We start from the raw sequence: 19,369 nt of genomic DNA, 5'->3' as shown, positions 1-19,369 counted from the left end.
TTGGTGACGATGTGTCCACCGTATGAACGTTCCTCGAGACGTTCTATGGTCCTCCGTCCGGCCCTTGTGTTCATTCGTCCTACGGGGTTGGACGAATGGACACCCAGCGGCGAGGGTGGACATATGACGATCGACAGGGCTCGGGAGACCACCGACGTGCACTTTCCGTGGACACCGGTCGATCCCCTCGCACATGCCCTTCACCTGCTGCGCATGCGCGGCGGCTTCTACTGCCGGTCGGAGCTGAGTGCGCCCTGGGCGCTGGAGATGCCACCGGTGGCCGACAGCGTGAGCTTCCATCTGGTCGTCTCGGGCGAAATGTGGCTGGAGGTCCCCGGTTCGGCATCAGCGCGGCTTCTCCCCGGAGATTTCGTCATCGTCCCGCACGGCTCGGGACACGTGATGGGCAGCGACCCGAGCATCACCAGCGCGGGGAGTCCGGGGCGCGTGGATCTACTCCCCCAGACGATGATCGGCGACCACTATTCGGTTCTGCACTACGGCGGAGGTGGCGAGCACTCCACCTTGGTGTGCGGGGTCGTCGAGTTCGATCATCCGACTGCGCGACGTCTGGTGGCGTTGCTGCCTCCCCTCCTGCGGATGGACACGACCGGGTCGGCGAGGCACAGCGCGCCGACACAGGTGTTGTCGTTGATGGCCGAGGAAGCGCAGCACGTGCAGCCCGGTGGCGAAGCGGTGCTCACTCGACTGGCGGACATTCTTGTGATCATGGCGATCCGGAGTTGGATCGACTCCGCGCCGGCGGCCCGACACGGATGGATCGGCGCTCTGCAGGACCCACAGGTGGGCCGTGCGCTCGCCGCGGTTCACCACGCCCCCGAGCGGCCGTGGACAGTCGAGTCTCTTGCGCGGGAAGCGGCGATGTCGCGGTCGGCGTTCGCGGCGCGGTTCACCGAGCTGGTCGGGGAACCCGCCATGCGGTACGTCGGTCGATGGCGGATGGAGTCTGCGACCGTCGCGTTGCAGGACGGCGCAACGATCGCCGAACTCGCATCGAGATCGGGCTACGAGTCGGAAGCGGCGTTCTCGAAGGCCTTCAAGAGGATCACAGGCGTATCTCCCGGATCGGTTCGCCGCCGAACGGACGGCACCTTCACCGGCCGCCGGTAGCGCACCGGCCCGGCAGCACGAAGAAGCCCCGGTGAGATCAGATCTCACCGGGGCTTCTCGGTCGGGCTGACAGGATTTGAACCTGCGACCACTTGACCCCCAGTCAAGTGCGCTACCAAGCTGCGCCACAGCCCGCCCGCGCTCTCGTCGAGCGCTCGTTGAGATTACAACAGGTACGGACCGAAAGGCGAATCGGCTGGTCAGCGCCGTTTCCGGGGATTCGGGTCTACTTGCGGCGGTCGCGCTTCTCCCGCACTCGCACGGAGACACGGACGGGGCTGCCGTCGAAGTTGAACTCTTCACGCAGCTTCCGTTCGAGGAAGCGGCGATAGCCTGCTTCGAGGAAGCCGGTGGTGAACAACACGAACGTCGGCGGACGCGTCGCCGCCTGGGTCGCAAACATGACACGAGGCAATCGCCCCCCGCGCATCGGCGGCGGTGTCGCGGCCACCACTTCCTTGAGCCACGTGTTGAGCCGGCCCGTGGAGATGCGCTTGTCCCATGATTCGAGTGCGGTCTCCATCGCCGGCACGAGCTTCTGCACGGCACGGCCGGTCTTGGCGGAGATGTTGACTCGCGCCGCCCACGGCACCCGCAGCAAGTCACGTTCGATCTCGCGACCCAACTCGTGGCGGCGGTCCTCGTCGACCAGATCCCACTTGTTGAACGCGATCACCAGTGCGCGACCCGATTCGACGATCATCGAGATCACCCGCTGGTCCTGCTCGGTGATCGGCTGCGAAGCATCGATGAGCAACACCGCTACCTCTGCAGCATCGATCGCCGCCCGGGTGCGCAAGGATGCGTAGAACTCCGCGCCCGACGCATGGCTGACCCGCTTGCGCAGTCCGGCAGTGTCGACGAACCGCCACGGCTTGCCGCCGAGTTCGACCACCGAGTCCACGGGGTCGACGGTCGTGCCTGCGACGTCGTGCACCACCGACCGCTCGTCACCCGAGAGCTTGTTGATCAGGCTGGACTTGCCGACGTTCGGCTTGCCCACCAGGGCGACGCGGCGGGGTCCTCCCCCACCCGTGCCTTCGCGCGGTGTGGGCGGCATCTTCTCGAGCAGGTCGTCGAGCAGGTCCCCTGTGCCACGACCGTGGGTAGCGGACACCGAATACGGCTGGCCGAGCCCTAGCGACCACAACGCCGCGGCTTCGGCTTCGACGCGGTCGTCGTCGACCTTGTTCGCGACGAGCAGCACCGGCGTCTTCGACCGGCGCAGCACCTTGGCGACAGCCTCGTCCACCGAGGTCGCGCCGACGGTGGCGTCGACAACGACAAGGATCGCGTCGGCGGTACGCATGGCAACCTCGGCCTGACGAGCAACCGACTGCTGCATCCCTTTGGCGTCGGGTTCCCAGCCGCCGGTATCCTGGACCATGAAGCGTCGGCCGTTCCAGTTCGCTTCGTACGACACGCGGTCGCGAGTCACGCCCGGGATGTCTTCTACAACGGCTTCCCGGCGACCGATGATGCGGTTGACCAGAGTGGACTTGCCGACATTGGGGCGGCCGACAACCGCCACTGTCGGGATAGGTACGAACTCTTCGAGCTCGCCTCCGGCTTCGAAGTCGAGGTCCCAATCCGATTCTTCGGACCAGGTGCCGTCGGAACCCTCGTCGGTGTACTCCGTTGTGACGTCGTCGCTCACAGCGCCGCTCCCGTCTTTTCGATGACCAGTGCCGTCAGCATCGAGGTCACCTCGTCGATGTCCATGTCGCTGGTGTCCACGACGACAGCGTCGTCCGCGGCGCGCAGAGGCGACACTGCGCGTGTGGAATCGAGGTGGTCACGGCGCTGCACCGACGCGAGTACCGCGTCATAGTCGTCACCTCGGCCTTCCACGATGTTCTGGGCGTTGCGGCGCTGAGCGCGTGCTTCCGCGGATGCGGTGAGGAAGATCTTCACATCGGCATCCGGGAATACCGCGGTGCCGATGTCGCGTCCTTCGACAACGACTCGGTGCGCTGCGAGTCCGAGACGCTGCTGCGCAGCGACGAGCAGTTCTCGCACTTCGGGGACCGCGGAGACGGCGGAGACCGCTGCGGTGACCTCCCCGCCGCGGATCTCTCCGCGCACGTCCCGGCCGTCGAGCCGAATGTCCTCGACGTCAGGGTCGGTACCGATCGACCAGGGCAGGCCGGCGACAGCCTCGGCGATGGCGGCAGGGTCGGTCAGGTCGGCGCCCCGGCGCAACACGTACAACGTCGCGATCCGGTACATGGCACCGGTGTCGAGGTATGCGGCGCCGAGATGCCGGGCGAGCCGCTTGGAGACGCTGGACTTGCCCGTTCCCGAGGGGCCGTCCATCGCGACGATCAATGCGCCTGCCGTATCGGTCACAACCCCACCGCCTGGTAGAGACCGCCGACCTCGTTGCGCCCGAGGACACGAAGCGTGCCGGGACGCTGATCGCCGAGCGCGACGGGACCGATATTGGTGCGCACGAGCCGGATCACGGGATGGCCCACGGAGTCGAGCAGTCGTCGCACGATGTGTTTGCGGCCTTCGTGCAGGTCCAGGCGCACGAGGGACTGGCCTTCGTTCACCTCGAGCAACGCGAACCTGTCGACTTTGGCGGGGCCGTCCTCGAGCTCGACGCCCGTCTTGAGCTGCTTGCCGACGCCTCGCGCGAGCACACCCTTGACCGTGGCAAGGTAGGTCTTGTTGACCTCGAAGGACGGATGCATGAGGCGGTGTGCGAGTTCACCGTCGTTGGTCAGTAGCAACAGACCCTCGGTGTCGGCATCGAGCCTGCCGACGTGGAAGAGGCGTTGACCCGCGGCGACACGCTCTGAAACGATGTCGCCGACGCACGGGCGACCCAGATCGTCCGACATGGTGGACTGCCACCCGCGCGGCTTGTTGAGCACGAGGTGAACGAGATCCTTCTTGACGACCACACGGACACCGTCGACGCGGATCACGGCGTTCTCAGGGTCGACACGCAACCCCTGCTCTCGAACGATGACCCCATCGACTTCGATGCGGCCGCGGTCGATCATTTCCTCGGCGGCACGGCGTGAGGCCACCCCTGCCTGGGCGAGGACCTTCTGCAGACGCACGCCTTCGCCGGCAGGCAGTTTCGTCGGTGCGGCTGTGCTGTGCTGGTGGCGGGCGGGCTTGGCGTTGCTGATGGTCGGCGTTGCCGAGGTCCGGCGGGCCTGGGGTTTCGGTGCAGCAGGCCTGCCTCGCTTGTTCAGCGGAGCGCTTCCTCGACCCCGATGAGGCTTCTTGGCTGTCCCCGCGTTCCCTGCGGTGGAGCTCGGAGCGTCCTGGGTTCGGGGATCCGACCGGCGGGCGGAAGAAGATCTGCCGGTGGCCTGTCCCTTCACGGGGCGGGCGGTTTGTTTTCGGTCCGGTGTGCCATCACGGCGAGCGGGCTTTTTCACTTTTTTCCTGTCAGTTCTCTGGATCGAACTCCGCGTGTGAGAGTGTCTCGGCGCGCGCGTTCTTTCCCATTCTCTCAAACCTCGGGTCTGCTTCGAGGCTGTCGCTGATGTCATCGATCACATCTACATCGGGCAACAGGGGACCAACCGGTGGTAGATCGCTCAGCGATGCAAGGCCGAGACGTTCCAGGAACAGTTCGGTGGTGATGTAGAGGGTACCGCCGGTCTCGGGATCGGTGCCCGCTTCGGCGATGAGATCCCGCGCGAGCAAGGTGCGCATCACTCCGTCGACGTTGACGCCGCGCACAGCGCTGACCCGGCTACGGGTCACCGGTTGCCGGTAGGCGACGACCGCGAGGGTTTCCAACGCGGCGCGGGTGAGCTTGGTGCGCGCCCCGCCCTGGAGGAGCTTCTCGACGTACGGTGCGTAGTCGCGGCGGGTGTAGAACCGCCAGCCGTCACCCGCGAATCGCAGATCGATTCCGGAGCCGCGCGTATCCAGGCCCGCTGCGAGTGCACGAAGGGCACGCTCGGCGCGGTCGGCGGTGACGCCGATCGCGGCGGCGAGCTGGTCGGCGGACGCGGGAGTGTCGACCATCAGGAGCAATGCTTCGAGCGCGGCGGTGAGTTCGTCATCGGCCATGTCGAGCAGTTCACCGTCCCAGGCCCGCTCGTCGCCGGACGGATCGGGCTGCTGCTGCGCGGGTAAGGCGCCGTCCGGGATGTGCGAACTCACCCGTAGTCCTCCTCGAAATCGATGGCGTTCTCGTCGTTCTCACCGGTCCATGCCACCTGGAGTGGCCCGAGTGGGTCGGGCTGTTCGAAAGTGACTGCACGTTCGCGATAGAGCTCGAGCAGTGCGAGGAACCGCGCGACTACGAGCAGTCCGTGATCGCAGTCTGCGGTGAGGACGTCGAAGCCGACCCATTGTCCGGCACCGTTGTCCCTCAGCAGGGCGAGAATGTATGCGGCCTGCTCCGGCACCGAGACCGTCTGGACGTGCAGGTGGTCGAGCCCGACACTGGGTGTCGGTTTGGGTCGGAACGCCGCCGCTGCGATCTCGGCGAAGCGCCGTGCATCGACACCGAGGACGACCTCGGGCACGAGATTCTCGAAGCACTCCTCGAGGGACACCGCGCGCGGGTATCGACGGAGGGCAGCGCTTTCGAGTTCCGCGAAGTGCTCGGCGATCTGTTTGTAGGCCCGATACTGCAACAGCCGCGCGAACAACAGGTCGCGAGCCTCGAGTAACGCGAGGTCCTCTGGATCGTCGACGTCGCCGGCAGGCAGCAGGCGGGCCGCTTTGAGGTCGAGCAGAGTCGAGGCGACGACGAGGAACTGTGTTGTCTGGTCGAGTCCGAGTTCCGGACCGAGCTTCCTCGTGTATGCGATGAAGTCGTCGGTCACCTCATGTAGTGCGACTTCGGTGACGTCCAGGCGACGTTGTGAGATCAGAGTGAGGAGCAGATCGAAGGGGCCCTCGAAGTTGCGGAGCCGGACCTGGAATCCGCCGGTGTCGGTGTGTTCCGGGGTCCGGTCGGTGGCCGACGCCTCGCCGGTGACGGGAGCAGCGGATTCCGCCTCGGCGGAATCCTGGGTGGGGGCAGACACGGATCAGCGGCCGGCCCGATGGATCACTTCGCGGGCGAGCGACCGATACGACTCGGCACCACCGGATCGCGGCGCCCAGGTGATGATCGGCTCGCCGGCGACGCTGGTTTCGGGGAACTTGACGGTGCGGGAGATGACGCTGTCGTAGACGAGGTCTCCGAAGACCTCGACCACCCGGGACATCACTTCACGGCCGTGCAGTGTCCGCGAGTCGAACATGGTCACGAGGATCCCGGCCACGGCGAGGCGTGGATTGAGCCGGTCCCTGACCTTGGCGACGGTGTCGTTGAGCAACGCCAGACCGCGGAGGCTGAAGAATTCGCACTCCATCGGGATCAGTACCGAATCGGCGCAGGCCAGAGCATTGACGGTGAGCAGGCCGAGAGAAGGCTGGCAGTCGACGAGGATGTAGTCGTAGCGCTCGAGGACGGGGAACAGGGCGCGGCCGAGAGCCTGTTCGCGCCCGACCTCGGAGACGAGTTGGATCTCGGCGGCGGACAGGTCGATGTTGCTGGGTAGCAGATCGAGGTTCTCGATGTGTGTGTCGAGCAGTACGTCGTCGGTGTCCGCGCGGGGTTCGACCAGCAGGTTGTGGACGGTCGACTCGAGGTCGTGGTGGGCCACGCCCAGGCCGGCAGACAGAGCACCCTGTGGGTCGAGGTCGACGAGGAGTACGCGGCGTCCGCATTCGGCGAGGGCAGCACCCAGGTTGATAGTGGAGGTGGTTTTGCCCACTCCACCTTTCTGGTTGCACATCGCGATGATCTTGGCTGGTCCGTGCGAGGTCAGTGCCGGCGGTTCGGGAATGTGCCTGCGCGGACGGCCGGTGGGGCCGAGGTCGGAGTCGTCGATCGGCGCGGTCTCTCTGCGATCCGATTCGGTGTCGTCGATGGGGTCGTCGGTTTCCGACGGTCGTGGTTCGGCAGGTGGAAGGTAGCCGTCGGCTACGGACCGGACCGGAGTCGGCCAGCCCTGCGTCGCCGCGTGTGCGATGTTCAGGTGTGTGTCGTCTGTGGCAGATGGCCGAGGTGTGCCCACGAGCGGTGCTCCCCCTGTTCTGCGTCCCACTGTGCGTCTAGCGAGCACTATCGTTGCCGTCGGGTTGTCGAACGGTTGCTGTTCCGTATCCGGAACGCTACCGCCTTTCTACCTCCTGAACGCTACCGCCTGGTCGACGTGTTGCGCGGGTGGACACGCGTTTCCGGTGTCGACCGATCAGCGTGCGCGCGGGTGCGCACCGGCCCAGACCTCCCGCAACGCACCCACGGTGACCAGCGTGTAGATCTGCGTTGTCGTCACAGAGGCATGCCCGAGTAACTCCTGCACCACCCGTACATCGGCGCCACCTTCGAGCAGGTGGGTCGCGAACGAATGCCGCAGTGTGTGCGGTGACACCGCCGTGCTGATACCCGCTCGCTCGGCCGCGGTCTGCAGGACCTGCCACGCGCTCTGCCGCGATAATCGTCCGCCGCGTGCGTTGAGGAACAGCGCGGCGGTGTGTCCGGCGGCAAGGACGGGCCTACCCCGCACGAGATAGGCGTCGAGCGCCGCGAGCGCAGGACGCCCGACAGGCACAAGTCGTTCCTTGCCGCCCTTTCCGCGCAGGAGCACCGCGCGGGCGTCGGAGTCGACGTCGTCGACATCGAGTCCGACCGCCTCGGAGATGCGGGCGCCGGTCGAGTACAACAATTCCAGCAGCGCGCGGTCGCGCAGGCCGCGTGGACCGTCCGCTTCGTTCCCGACCGCATCGAGAATCGCCGTCACCTGGGCGACGGTGAGCGACTTCGGGAGGCGTCGCCCCGCGGTGGGTGGTTTGACGGCACGTGCCACGTCCGTGGGGGTCCGACCCTCGGCGGCGGCGAATCGGTGCAGACCCCGCACTGCGATGAGGGCACGGGCGACCGAACTCGCGGCGAGCGCCGGACGATCCCGGTCCGGGTCTCCGCCACGCAACACCGCCACGAAGTCAGCGACGTGCGTTTCGCTGACCTGAGCGAGATCGCTGATACCGCAGTCCGTGAGGTAGTCCCGGTAGCGGTCGAGGTCTCGCCGGTAGGACGACAAGGTGTTCGCGGCAACGCCGCGTTCCACGGTGAGATGGTCGAGGTACGTGTCGAGCTGCCCCTCCAGCACCGACATCACTCCGCAGCGCGGGTGCGGGAGAAGGCGGATGGCCGGTCGGGCCAGGGCGCGTCGGAGGGACGCAGTTCGGTCCGGGAGGTACGTGTGGCGGACGAAGCGAGGATGCCCGCCACCGCGGTCGCGTTGACGATCTCGCCCCGCAATGCCATCGACACCGCCTCGTCGAGTGGGACCTTGTGAATCTCGAGGTCGGCTTCCTCATGTTCGGGTTCGGGCCGGTCCACCTCGGACAGGCCGCGAGCCACGAAGACACGGACTGCTTCGTCGGTGAAACCGGGCGAGAGTGCGACGTCGACGAGTGTGTCCCAGCGCTCCGCTGCCAGCCCGGTCTCCTCCGCGAGTTCACGTTTCGCGGCGTCGAGGGGCGACTCGCCGGCCTCGTCGAGGAGACCGGCGGGCAGCTCCCACAATCGTCGCCCGAGCGGATGCCGGTACTGGTGGACCAGCACCAGCCGGTCTCGATCGTCGATAGCGACGATGGCTACCGCACCGAAGTGCTCGACCACTTCACGGTGGGCGGAGTGCCCATCCGGCATCGTCACCTCGTCGACGCGCAGCGACACGATGGCACCTGTGTAGATGCGCTGCGTAGACAGAGTCCGGAAGTCGTGTCGCTGCGTCACGTGTCAGTCCGCGTCGACGCTGCCGGACGCGGATACCACGGCCTCGGCAGGCTCGTCGGCGTCGTGCTTGCGGTCGCCTCCGTGAACGTCGACGGGCAAGCGTTCGGCCGCCTTGTACTTCAGCGCCGCGGAGACCAGCCCTGCGAACAGCGGGTGTGGGCGCGTCGGGCGGCTCTTGAGTTCCGGATGCGCCTGGGTGGCGACGAAGAACGGATGGATGTCCGCCGGGTACTCGACGAACTCGACCAGCCGCCCGTCCGGCGAGGTCCCGGAGAACACGAGCCCGGACTTCGCGATCCGGTCACGGTAGGCGTTGTTGACCTCGAAGCGGTGGCGGTGGCGCTCGGATACCTTGTCGCTGGCGTAGGCCTTCGCGACGACCGAGCCCTTGGCCAGAACAGCGGGATACGCGCCGAGACGCATGGTGCCGCCCAGGTCGGCTTCACCGGCGACGGCCTGTTCCTGGTCGGCCATCGTGGAGATCACCGGCGCCGTGGTGTCCGGGTCGAATTCGGTGGACGACGCGTCGGCGATACCGACCGAGCGTGCCGCCTCGATGACGACACACTGCAGCCCGAGACACAGACCCAGGAGCGGGATCTTCCGGGACCGCGCGAAGCTGATCGCGCCGAGCTTGCCCTCGATACCGCGGATCCCGAAGCCCCCTGGAATCAGGACCGCGTCGACATCGCCGAGATGCGTCTGCGCACCGGATTCGGTTTCGCATTCATCGGATGCGACCCAGCGGATCTTGACCTTCGCCCGGTGCGCGAATCCTCCCGCACGTAGCGCTTCGGTGACAGAGAGGTAGGCGTCGGGCAGGTCGATGTACTTGCCGACGAGGGCCACCTCGACGGTTTCCCGCGGCTTGTGGACGCGGTCGAGGAGATCGCCCCACACTGTCCAGTCGACGTCGCGGAACGGGAGCCCGAGCTGGCGTACGACATACGCGTCGAGGCCTTCGCTGTGCAGGACCTTGGGTATGTCGTAGATGCTCGGTGCGTCGGGACACGAGATGCAGCCTGCGACGTCGACGTCGCACATCAGGGAGATCTTCGCTTTGAGGGACGCGGGCACGTCGCGATCACACCGCAGCACGAGTGCGTCGGGCTGGATGCCGATGTTGCGCAACGCGGCCACGGAGTGCTGGGTGGGCTTGGTCTTCAGCTCACCGGAAGGACCGAGGTACGGCACCAACGACACGTGCAGGAAGAAACAGTTGTCACGACCCACTTCGTGGCGCACCTGCCTGGCTGCCTCGAGGAACGGCTGGGATTCGATGTCGCCGACCGTGCCGCCGATCTCGGTGATCACGACGTCGGGTGTGTGGCCTTCGGTATCGGGAGCCGACATCGCCAGGATTCGCCGTTTGATCTCGTCGGTGATGTGCGGAATCACCTGGACGGTGTCGCCGAGGTACTCGCCGCGACGTTCCTTCGCGATCACGGTCGAGTACACCTGGCCCGTGGTGACGTTCGCGTCGGCGTTGAGGTTGCGGTCGAGGAAGCGCTCGTAGTGACCCACGTCGAGGTCGGTTTCGGCGCCGTCCTCAGTGACGAACACCTCACCGTGCTGGAACGGATTCATCGTTCCGGGATCGACGTTGAGGTACGGATCGAGTTTCTGCATGGTCACGCGCATTCCGCGCGCTGTGAGCAATGCACCGAGACTCGACGCGGTGAGTCCCTTGCCCAGCGAGGATGCGACGCCCCCACTGACGAAGATGTGCTTGGTAGGGGTACGCGATTGGCGTGACTGTGGCAACGAAGCTCCCGTGACGTCAGGTGCAGGACTTTTGGACTTCAGACGATACAGCTGGGGCCTGCCGACCCACGGAACTTCACGGTAACACCTGCAGCCGCCCCGGCGTACCCGGATCGCGGTTGTGAGGCTCCGGTGCCGCGGACGTCACAGCTCCGGACAGATCAGAGTTCGGTCACCGCGCGGTGGATCCCACGGTGACCGCAGCTGCGCCGGGTCCTGTTCCGTAGCGGCCGGCTCCGCCGTCGAACTGTTCGCGCAGGGCCAGTATCGCAGTGCTCCGTCCCGCTTCGCGGTCGAGATTGTCGACGGTCGACAGCCCCGCTGACAACGCCGCGTCGGCGCGAACCACAGCGAGCGGGCCGTTGCCTACGGCCGATTCCGATCGTCCGGCGAGCACGGCCCCCGCACCACGGGCGTCGACAGCTGCTGCAAAACGGGCGATGAGTGCCCCGCGGTTGCCCCCGTCGACCTCTTCGACACCGCTTCCGGTCAGAATCAGGGCGGATTGGGCCGGCTCGACCGTTCCGTCATACGTGACGAAGCCGCCGCTGCGCAGCGCAGACAACGCGAGTTCACGTTCCTCCGGGGTGCTGCGCGGCGCACCGGTCGCCGGATCAACGAGCAGTGCCGCACCGAGCAGATCACCCGCGAGACTGCCTGGGTCGACGGCCCCGGTCTGCAGCTGTACCCCTGCGGGGATGATGTTGGTGACCGTGGTACGGAGCATGTCGGCGCCCGCGGCGTCGAGGAACGACTCCGTCAGCGACAGTCGACCGGTGACTGCGCCACCTGCGGAGGCCACCGTCCGCATCACCGCATCGAAATCGGCGGGATCGGTGTCGGGCGTCGTCGCCACGAGGACCGTACGGCCGGAGAGTTCGTCGCGGACCACGCGGGGAGCAACGGTGGCATCGAACTCGTCGGCGGCACGCAGCTCGGAGTCAAGCCGATTGGCTCGATCGTGCTCGGCCTGAAGCTCACGACCCATGTCCGCTTTGTCATCACGCAGACCGGCCACGAGACTGTTCGACAACAGCCCGGAACCGAGAACCACTCCGAGGCCGAGTGCCAAGAACACCGCGATCAGGGAGACGGCGTGCTGGCGCATCGAGATCACTCGAACTGACCCCGGACCCACTCGACGGAGTCTGCCGACCAGGTCGTGACCCAGTCGACGACATCGCCACCCAGGTTGGACACGACCAATGCGGCGATGACCGCGATCAGCGCAGCGAAGACCAGTAGCGCGATCACCCCACCGGAGACCCGACTGCGATACAAGGTGGCAACGGCCTTCGAATCGACCAGTTTCGGACCGACCTTCAGACGCGTCATCACCGCAGACGGGTTGGTGTCGCGGCGACCCTGATCGAAGAACTCGTCGAGGGAGACCGTGCTGCCCACCGTGACGACGAGTGCCGCACCGTGATGATCGACGAGGAGCAGAGCGAGGTCGGTGGAAGTACCTGCCGCGGGGAACGTCATCGCACCGATCCCGAGGTCCTGGATGCGTTCGAGTCCGGGGGCATGTCCGTCCGGGTCCGCGGGCAGGACCACCTCGGCACCGGACTGGAGGGTCGCGGTGCCGATGCCATCAGGGTCACCGATGATCAGGTCGGGCCGGTAGCCGGCCTTGGTCAGGGCATCCGCACCCGAGTCGACACCCACCAGGATCGGTGCATACTCCTTGATGAAGGGTCGCAGGTTCTTCAGATCCTGCACGTGGTCGGGGCCGGGACTGACCACCACGACATGCCTGTCTCTCAGATCGAGATCGATCTCGGGAATACCCACCCCGTCGATCAGTAGTGGACTCTCCGACCGGATGAATTCGATGGTATTGCCCGAGAACGCCTCGAGATGGTCGACCAGGCCGGTTTTCGCTTCGATCATGCGATCCGAGATCTCGGCTTCGGTCTGTTCCTCACCTTCGACGAGCAGGCGATCCCCGGCATAGAGTCCGCCCTCGTGCAGCCGGATCTTCGCGCCGTCCTTGACCTTCTTGAACAGCTCCGACCCGACACTGTCGATCAGAACGATGTCGTTGGCGACAAGGACTTCCGGGCCGAGGTTCGGGTAACGACCGGAAATCGAGGCCGAGGCGTTGACGACCGCGGCGACCCCCGCTTCGACGAGTGCGTCGGCGGTGACCCGATCGAGGTCCACGGCGTCGAGGATGACGATGTCGCCGGGGCCGACCCGGCGGACCAGCTTCGCGGTGTTCTTGTCCACCCGGGCGATACCGCTCACTCCGGGCAGCGTTTCGTTGTTGCGGGACAGCAGCGCCGGCATCTTCATGGTGAGAATGATGCTCCTGAGGTGCAACGCGATTGCGGAGGCGCGCCGGACGACGCGGCTTTCACCCTCGCTTCACACCTCGTCGGTCGCGACGGCGCTCAGCTCTCCCGCTCGGCATGCGCCACGGCGAGCAATTCCTCGGCGTGCGCGCGGCCGGTCTCGGTGTCGTCGAGGCCGGCGAGCATCCGCGCCAGCTCGGTGACCCGCTCCGCCTCGGTCAGAGTGCGCACCCCGCTGCTCACCACACCGGCCCTGTCGTCGACCTTGTCGACCACCAGATGAGTGTCGGCGAACGCAGCGACCTGCGGCAGGTGCGTGACGACGATGACCTGATGTGTGCGCGAGAGCCTGGCCAGACGACGGCCGATCTCGACTGCGGCACGGCCGCCCACACCGGCATCCACCTCATCGAAGACCATGGTGGCTCCGCGCTCCGAGGCTGCGAGAACCACCTCGAGCGCGAGCATCACCCGTGACATCTCACCGCCTGACGCACTCCGCGATATCGGCAGAGCCGGCGCGCCGGCATGCGCGGCGAGACGGAACTCGACGTCGTCGACACCCGACTCGCCCGCGTGCAACGTACGGTCGCCCACAGGAAGCGGCGCGGAATCGCCCGCACCGGCGTCACGATCACGGACATGTACATCGAGCACGGCGCGTCCCATCGCGAGACCGGCAAGTTCTCTGCTCACCGCCTTCGCGAGCTTGGTGGCCGCTTTACGTCGCGCAGTCGTCAGCGCAGCTGCCGCTTCTGCTGTCGCGGACGCTTCGCTGTCCACTTCGCCGGCCAGTTTCTCGAGCGCCTCGGACGACACGTCCAGCCTCGAAAGGCGATCACGCGCATCGTCCGCCCAGTCGAGTACGCCGTCGATATCGGCGGCGTACTTGCGGGTGAGGGTCTTCAATTCCGCTTGGCGGGTCAGCAGCGATTCGAGTGTGCCTTGATCGGACGGCAGATCCCCTAGATAGCCGGAGAGGTCCGCGGTCACATCGGTGACCACCGTGATGGCCTCCGCCAGCCTCGGTCCGAGCTCGCGCAGCGCCGCATCGTCGCTCCCCTCCACACGCGCCCGGGCCTCACCGAGCAGATCCAGTGCCGACGCGGCCTCTCCTGCGTCGGCACTGTCGTATCCGGCAAGGACGCCGTGTGCAGCCACCGCCGCCTCGCGTAGCGAGTCGAGATCCGACAGGCGCAGGACGTCGGCGACGATCTGCTTGTCTTCGCCTCGCTCGGGAGCGACCGCGTCGATCTCATCCAGACCGAACTGCAGCCGGTCCGCTTCCTGAGCCAACTCGCGCGCCCGGTTCGTACGGTCGAGGAGTTCGCTTCGGGCATCGAGCCACCGTCGTCGGTGTGTGCGGTAACGCTCGCGGAGCGATGTGATCGTTTTGCCGCCGAATCTGTCGAGGGCAGCACGTTGCTGGTCGGGCCGCAACAGCCGAAGTTGATCGTTCTGCCCGTGCACCGTCAGGAGCGGGCCGGTGAATTCGGCGAGCAATCCGACAGGAATGCTGCGGCCCCCGAGGTGTGCACGCGACCCTCCGTCGCTGTTGACCGTGCGCACCGCAATGATGCTGCCGTCTTCGTCGCGTTGCGCGCCTGCGGATTCGAGCAGCCGCGCCACTTCCTTCTCGACGTGGCTGTTGCCTCCGTCGACGCTGAACCGACCTTCGACCACAGCACGTGACGCTCCCACCCGCACCCGCGCGGAATCCGCGCGCACGCCGGACAGCAGATGCAAGCTGGTCACGACCATGGTCTTGCCGGCGCCGGTCTCGCCGGTCAGCACGGTCAAGCCTCCGTCGAACCGGGCACTCGCCTCGGTGATCACACCGAGGTTGTCGATCCGGATCTCTGCGAGCACCTAGAGTTTCCTTCCCCGCCAGCCCTTCACCGGAAGTTCGAACTTGCGCACCATCCGATCGGCGAACGGCGCCGAATCCAGCCTTACCCACCGCACGGGATGTTGCCCTCGGACAACCTCGAGGCGGCCTCCGGCCGGGAGCTCGAGAGTGCGGCGTCCATCACAGAACACCAGCCCGGCGTGGCTTCCCGCGAGGGTCTCGACCGCAATGACCGATTTCGGGCTGGTTACGAGCGGGCGCGCGAACAGCGCGTGGGCGTTGCTCGGGATCACGAGCAGCGCTTCGAGTTCCGGCCACACGATCGGGCCACCCGCGGAAAAAGCATAGGCTGTCGACCCGGTCGGGGTAGCGATCAGTACTCCGTCGCCGCCGAACGACGACACCGGGCGTCCATCGACTTCGAGAACCACTTCGAGGACGCCGAGCCGGGATTGATTCTCGAGACTGGCCTCGTTGAGCGCCCAGCCGCGATCGACGATCACATCGTCGACGCGGATCGTCACGTCGAGTGTCATCCGGTTCTCGACCGAGTACTGCTGTCGCACCACCTGATGCAAGGCTTCTTCGAGATGGTCGGCTTCGGCTTCGGCCAGGAAGCCGATTCGGCCCAGATTGATGCCGAGTACAGGTACCGAGGCGAGTTGTGCGAGTTCGGCTGCCCGCAGGAAGCTACCGTCGCCGCCGAGCACGATGACCATTTCACATCCGGCAGCTGCATCGGGACCCGATTCGACGATCCGGATCCTGCTGCCGGGCACCTCCGCCGCTCCGAGGCCGGTGCTGATCGATTCGTCCTCGAGGACTCGCAGGACGATTCCTGCGTCGCCGAAGAGTTTCGCGACCCGCTGGGCGGTCACGGCAATTTCGTCCCTGCCCGAATGCGACACGAGCAGAACCTCACGGCCCTGCGTACCGGGCGTCGATTCGCCCGACCCTGTTGTCACTGAGGTCCTTCCTGCACCGCGTGCTCGACGAGTTCGATCACGCTGCTGTCGAGGTCACCTGTGTCCGGCTCGCCGGCCCGAAGCCACAGGAAGTACTCGACGTTCCCCGACGGGCCGGGGAGCGGGCTGGCGACCGCACCCAGTGTGCGGAGCCCGAGCTTCTGGGCGTCCATTGCCACGTCGAGCACCGCCTCGGTCCGCAACGCGGGGTCGCGCACGACCCCGCCACTGCCGACGCGTTCCTTGCCCACTTCGAACTGCGGCTTGATCATAGGGAGCAAGTCGGCGCCTGGCCTGGCGCACCGCACGAACGCCGGGAGCACCAAGCGCAACGAAATGAACGACAGGTCCGCCACGACGACGTCGACCTGCCCCCCGATCACCTCGGCGTCGATGTTACGCACATTTGTTCGATCGATCACGTGGACGCGTTCGTCGGACTGCAGTCGCCACACCAACTGGCCGTAGCCGACGTCGACCGCGACGACCTCGGAGGCGCCCTCGTGGAGCAGGACATCGGTGAATCCACCGGTGGACGCGCCCGCATCGAGGCATCTGCGACCGGAGATCTGCAGTCCGGACGGAGTGAACGCTTCGAGGGCGCCGAGCAGCTTGTGTGCGCCTCGGGAAGCCCACGACACCTCGTCCGACACCTCATTGACGATCAGCGGTGTGTTCGCCTCCACAGCGGTTGCCGGTTTGGTCGCCACGGTTCCGGCGATCAGAACCCGCCCTGCCGCGATCAGGTCACTGGCATGCTCGCGTGAGCGTGCCAGGCCCCGACGGACCAATTCCGCATCGACCCGTGCTCTCCGCGCCATGTCAGATCTTGTCCACGGTCGACAGTGCCTGGACGAGCACCTCGTGCGCCTGCTCGAGCAGCTGCGCCTGCTTCCCGATCGCAACGGCCGGATCTCCGGCGACGCCTTCCTCCTGCACCTGCGCAAGTATGCGGTCGACCTCGGCGTGCACAGCAGCTGGATCGACGCTGGGCGCAGCATCGGGAAGGTGTTCTCCTGGACGTGGAATCGGCATGCTCATCGCCGACCACGCTAGTCCATGATCGGTACGACGGACACATCGCACGACCTCTGTCAGGACACCGGGGTCCATCGGGCGACGACGCGGCGGGCAACATCATCCAGACCCACGATGCTACGGAAACCCGGGTGCGCCCACGCGAGGTCGAGGACGCCTCGCAGCGCCCCCATGGATTCGTCCTCGGAACCGGGTGCGGGTTCTCCGACGGCGGTGGACGCGAGGTGCAGGTCGTCGCCGTCGACTGCGACCGACCACTCGTTCCCGGGTTCCACTCGCAACTTCGATGCGGTGGTGTCCAGGCTCTCCAGGGAGGCCGCGACATAGGTGGGTCGTTGATGGGCGGGCGCACGCAACAGATCCTCGATCGTGCTGACGCCGGTCAGGACCAGCAGCGAGTCGGCGCCTACAGCGTTCGCTCCCTCGATGTCGGTGTCGAGCCGATCACCGATCACGAGGGGCCGATCGGCCGAGGACCGACGGATTGCATCCTCGAGAAGTGGTGCCGCGGGTTTCCCCGCCACGATCGGCGTGCGGCCGGTGGCAGACTCCAACGCCGCGACCATCGAACCGTTGCCGAGGACCAGCCCCCGCTCGGTCGGGAGCGTGGAGTCGACGTTGGTGGCCACCCACAACGCTCCCGCCCGGATCGCGAGGGTCGCCTCCGCGAGGATGCGCCAACCGGTCTCTGGAGAATGACCCTGCACGACCGCGATCGGCTCCGCGTCCGCTGTCCGGACCGGCTCCAGCGACACCGCGGCGATCTCCTCCGCGAGCGCGTCCGTACCCACCACCAGAATCTTCGAGCCGGAAGGGACACGTTCGGCCAGGAGCCGAGCCGCCGATTGTGAACTCGTCACCACGGAATCGGTCGTGGCCACGAATCCGAGTCCCTGCAAGTGCTCCGCGACCTCGACCGGGCGGCGACTCGCATTATTCGTCACATACAACATTCGATCGCCGGCGCTGAGGGCTTCGAGTGCACCGGGAACCGCTTCGGCTCCGCGGTAGACGGTGCCGTCGAGATCGAGCAGCAACACGTCGTACCGGGACCGCAGGGTATGTGAACTCACCTGTGGTCTCCGGTCAGTTCCTCCACCCGATCCTCTGCGTCGGTGACGCCCTCGAGATCAGCTGCCGCCGAGTGCAGGAACCATTGCAGACCTTCGTCGGTACGACCGGCAGCCACCAGCGCATCGGCATAGGCGTAGAACAACCGTGCCGCTGGGGTGCCTACCCGCTCCGGGTCGAGGTCAGGTGTCTGCAGGGTCACCACTGCCTGATCGATCTGACCCAGGTCCATCCGGGCACCTGCGACGACGATGCGCAACTCCGACGCTTCCTCACCGGTCAACTTGCGCGCATCCTCGCTGCGGCCGATTTCGACGGCCTTCTCCGGGCGGCCGAGACCGCGCTCGCAGTCGGCCATGACGGCCAGCAGGCCGGTGCCACCGGACATCCGACGTGCAGCGCGGAGCTCGGACAGTGCTTCGGCCCACTCGCCGGCGTGGTAGGCCGTGATACCCGCTGCTTCACGCACGACCGCGATCCGGCCGGCACGCTGTCGAGCGGCACGTGCGTGGGACAGTGCGGTCCGTGGATCGTCGTCGATCAGACGTCCGGCCATGACAAGGTGGCGCGCAACGGCGTTCGCATTTGCCTTGTCCAAGCTCAACAGGTCGCGACGGATGGTCGGATCGAGTTCCGAGGCCTCGATGTCGTCCGGCAGATCGGGTTCGTCCGGACGGGCCTCACGACGTTGGGGCCGAACCCCTTCGCGACCGTGCGGGTCGAATCCGCCTTCGCCACCTCGCCGACGGGGCGCTCCCCCAGTGTGGCGATCCGGACCACTTCCACGCCGATCGCTTCCGCCACTGTGACCACTGCGACGGTCGGCTCCGCCAGCGCGACGGTCGGCTCCGCCTCCCCATCGTTCCGCGCCAGAACCTCCACGGTTGCCGTCCCGAGGACGTCGGTCATCGGAAGCACGACGGTCATCGGAAGAACGGTTGGAGCGTTCGGGATTTCCGGGGCGGGTTCCGCGCCGGTCCTCGCGTCCACTCCGGTCTGCACTGCTCCGCCGATCCTCACTGCTCCGCCGATCGTCGCTGCGACCGAAGCCGGAGCCTTGTCGGCCTCGGTCGTCACGGCCTCGATCGTTGCGTCGGCGGTCTCCCTCATTGCGTTCGCCGCCAGAGGACCCCTGGCGCGGCCGGTCCCCGTAGGGACGCCCACCGCGGGAATCGCCGCTCCGGCGATCGTCAACACGATGGTCCTCGCGACCTCGAGCCGGCCGTCCCTCACCGGCGTGGGACGGTCGCCGGTCGCCTTTCCGTTCGTCATCGCGGGCGTTGTCTCGCCGGCGGTCATCGCTCCCTCGGCCCGACCACGGAGTAGATCCTCCGCTTCGGAAGGACCTACGTTCACCGTTGCTGTCGGACACAGCAAAATCCTTTCATGGAAAAACGAAAAAGACGAAGGGGGACCCACAAAGTGAGTCCCCCTTCGGAACGAATGCACGGCGGCGACCTACTCTCCCACACCCTGACGA

Annotated in this window: 17 protein-coding genes, 1 tRNA gene and 1 pseudogene; 1 reads left to right on the top strand and 18 read right to left on the bottom strand. The window is 66.5% G+C overall.

All coding sequences use genetic code 11. From position 1 onward, the window contains the following. Nucleotides 1–123 precede the first annotated feature (123 nt). Nucleotides 124–1,131 carry an AraC family transcriptional regulator gene (locus HCA61_RS21060; RefSeq protein WP_169690152.1) on the top strand — a complete coding sequence of 336 codons (1,008 nt, stop codon included), beginning with the start codon at nucleotides 124–126 and terminating at the stop codon, nucleotides 1,129–1,131. Between the two features lie 61 nt (nucleotides 1,132–1,192). Here HCA61_RS21060 and HCA61_RS21055 read toward each other — a convergent pair. The 18 genes and pseudogenes from HCA61_RS21055 to HCA61_RS26035 all read right to left on the bottom strand — a co-directional run. Next, a tRNA-Pro gene (locus HCA61_RS21055) sits at nucleotides 1,193–1,266 on the bottom strand. A 91-nt stretch (nucleotides 1,267–1,357) separates the two neighbouring features. Further along, complete coding sequence (gene der, locus HCA61_RS21050; RefSeq protein WP_169690151.1) at nucleotides 1,358–2,788, bottom strand: ribosome biogenesis GTPase Der; 1,431 nt, start codon at nucleotides 2,786–2,788, stop codon at nucleotides 1,358–1,360. Further along, the gene (gene cmk / locus HCA61_RS21045; protein ID WP_169690287.1) at nucleotides 2,785–3,447 is read right to left on the bottom strand and encodes a (d)CMP kinase; all 663 of its coding nucleotides are present in this window, start codon (nucleotides 3,445–3,447) and stop codon (nucleotides 2,785–2,787) included. Before cmk ends, der begins: the two co-directional genes overlap by 4 nt. A 29-nt stretch (nucleotides 3,448–3,476) precedes the next feature. Continuing rightward, entirely contained in the window at nucleotides 3,477–4,529 is a 1,053-nt protein-coding gene (locus HCA61_RS21040; RefSeq protein WP_346777618.1) for a pseudouridine synthase, read from the bottom strand. 10 nt (nucleotides 4,530–4,539) lie between these two features. Further along, nucleotides 4,540–5,172: an SMC-Scp complex subunit ScpB gene (scpB, locus tag HCA61_RS21035; protein ID WP_169690285.1), complete on the bottom strand. Its 633-nt coding sequence runs from the start codon at nucleotides 5,170–5,172 to the stop codon at nucleotides 4,540–4,542. 89 nt (nucleotides 5,173–5,261) lie between these two features. Next, nucleotides 5,262–6,140, bottom strand: coding sequence for a segregation/condensation protein A (locus HCA61_RS21030; RefSeq protein ID WP_169690150.1), 879 nt, complete (start codon nucleotides 6,138–6,140; stop codon nucleotides 5,262–5,264). Between the two features lie 3 nt (nucleotides 6,141–6,143). Next, nucleotides 6,144–7,031, bottom strand: coding sequence for a ParA family protein (locus tag HCA61_RS21025; RefSeq protein WP_169690284.1), 888 nt, complete (start codon nucleotides 7,029–7,031; stop codon nucleotides 6,144–6,146). Nucleotides 7,032–7,355: 324 nt separating this feature from the next. Next, the gene (gene xerD / locus HCA61_RS21020) at nucleotides 7,356–8,279 is read right to left on the bottom strand and encodes a site-specific tyrosine recombinase XerD (protein WP_169690149.1); all 924 of its coding nucleotides are present in this window, start codon (nucleotides 8,277–8,279) and stop codon (nucleotides 7,356–7,358) included. Next, nucleotides 8,279–8,905, bottom strand: coding sequence for an NUDIX hydrolase (locus HCA61_RS21015; RefSeq protein ID WP_247274819.1), 627 nt, complete (start codon nucleotides 8,903–8,905; stop codon nucleotides 8,279–8,281). Before HCA61_RS21015 ends, xerD begins: the two co-directional genes overlap by 1 nt. A gap of 3 nt (nucleotides 8,906–8,908) precedes the next feature. Further along, nucleotides 8,909–10,669, bottom strand: a complete 1,761-nt coding sequence (locus HCA61_RS21010; RefSeq protein ID WP_169690148.1) for a CTP synthase — start codon at nucleotides 10,667–10,669, stop codon at nucleotides 8,909–8,911. 172 nt (nucleotides 10,670–10,841) lie between these two features. Then, nucleotides 10,842–11,786: a copper transporter gene (locus HCA61_RS21005; RefSeq protein ID WP_169690147.1), complete on the bottom strand. Its 945-nt coding sequence runs from the start codon at nucleotides 11,784–11,786 to the stop codon at nucleotides 10,842–10,844. Then, nucleotides 11,783–12,967, bottom strand: a complete 1,185-nt coding sequence (gene steA, locus HCA61_RS21000) for a putative cytokinetic ring protein SteA (protein WP_169690146.1) — start codon at nucleotides 12,965–12,967, stop codon at nucleotides 11,783–11,785. Before steA ends, HCA61_RS21005 begins: the two co-directional genes overlap by 4 nt. A 98-nt stretch (nucleotides 12,968–13,065) precedes the next feature. Beyond that, nucleotides 13,066–14,835 (bottom strand): DNA repair protein RecN, encoded by a 1,770-nt coding sequence (gene recN / locus HCA61_RS20995; RefSeq protein WP_169690145.1) that lies wholly within the window; start codon nucleotides 14,833–14,835, stop codon nucleotides 13,066–13,068. Next, the gene (locus HCA61_RS20990) at nucleotides 14,836–15,780 is read right to left on the bottom strand and encodes an NAD kinase (protein WP_169690144.1); all 945 of its coding nucleotides are present in this window, start codon (nucleotides 15,778–15,780) and stop codon (nucleotides 14,836–14,838) included. After that, the gene (locus tag HCA61_RS20985; RefSeq protein ID WP_169690143.1) at nucleotides 15,777–16,601 is read right to left on the bottom strand and encodes a TlyA family RNA methyltransferase; all 825 of its coding nucleotides are present in this window, start codon (nucleotides 16,599–16,601) and stop codon (nucleotides 15,777–15,779) included. Before HCA61_RS20985 ends, HCA61_RS20990 begins: the two co-directional genes overlap by 4 nt. Before the next feature lies 1 nt (nucleotide 16,602). Further along, on the bottom strand, nucleotides 16,603–16,821 hold the full coding sequence (locus HCA61_RS20980) for a hypothetical protein (protein WP_169690142.1): 219 nt from the start codon (nucleotides 16,819–16,821) through the stop codon (nucleotides 16,603–16,605). 53 nt (nucleotides 16,822–16,874) lie between these two features. Then, nucleotides 16,875–17,891, bottom strand: a complete 1,017-nt coding sequence (locus HCA61_RS20975) for an HAD-IIA family hydrolase (protein ID WP_169690141.1) — start codon at nucleotides 17,889–17,891, stop codon at nucleotides 16,875–16,877. After that, a pseudogene (locus HCA61_RS26035) lies at nucleotides 17,888–18,634 on the bottom strand (hypothetical protein); the annotation flags it as partial. The pseudogene HCA61_RS26035 and the gene HCA61_RS20975, both read right to left, overlap by 4 nt. Nucleotides 18,635–19,369 lie beyond the last annotated feature (735 nt).

Origin of the sequence: Rhodococcus sp. HNM0563 (genome assembly GCF_012726195.1) — a bacterium.
Lineage (GTDB): Bacteria > Actinomycetota > Actinomycetes > Mycobacteriales > Mycobacteriaceae > Rhodococcus.
Note: the sequence above shows the minus strand (reverse complement) of the source record. Positions and strands in the feature narration are given on the sequence as shown.

What these genes read in the sequence shown, in the direction of transcription:
- xerD (WP_169690149.1), bottom strand. Translation starts at nt 8,279, where the DNA reads ATGTCGGTGCTGGAGGGGCAGCTCGACACGTACCTCGACCATCTCACC.
- HCA61_RS21060 (WP_169690152.1), top strand. Translation starts at nt 124, where the DNA reads ATGACGATCGACAGGGCTCGGGAGACCACCGACGTGCACTTTCCGTGG.
- HCA61_RS20980 (WP_169690142.1), bottom strand. Translation starts at nt 16,821, where the DNA reads ATGAGCATGCCGATTCCACGTCCAGGAGAACACCTTCCCGATGCTGCG.
- HCA61_RS20985 (WP_169690143.1), bottom strand. Translation starts at nt 16,601, where the DNA reads ATGGCGCGGAGAGCACGGGTCGATGCGGAATTGGTCCGTCGGGGCCTG.
- steA (WP_169690146.1), bottom strand. Translation starts at nt 12,967, where the DNA reads ATGAAGATGCCGGCGCTGCTGTCCCGCAACAACGAAACGCTGCCCGGA.
- scpB (WP_169690285.1), bottom strand. Translation starts at nt 5,172, where the DNA reads ATGGCCGATGACGAACTCACCGCCGCGCTCGAAGCATTGCTCCTGATG.
- cmk (WP_169690287.1), bottom strand. Translation starts at nt 3,447, where the DNA reads ATGGACGGCCCCTCGGGAACGGGCAAGTCCAGCGTCTCCAAGCGGCTC.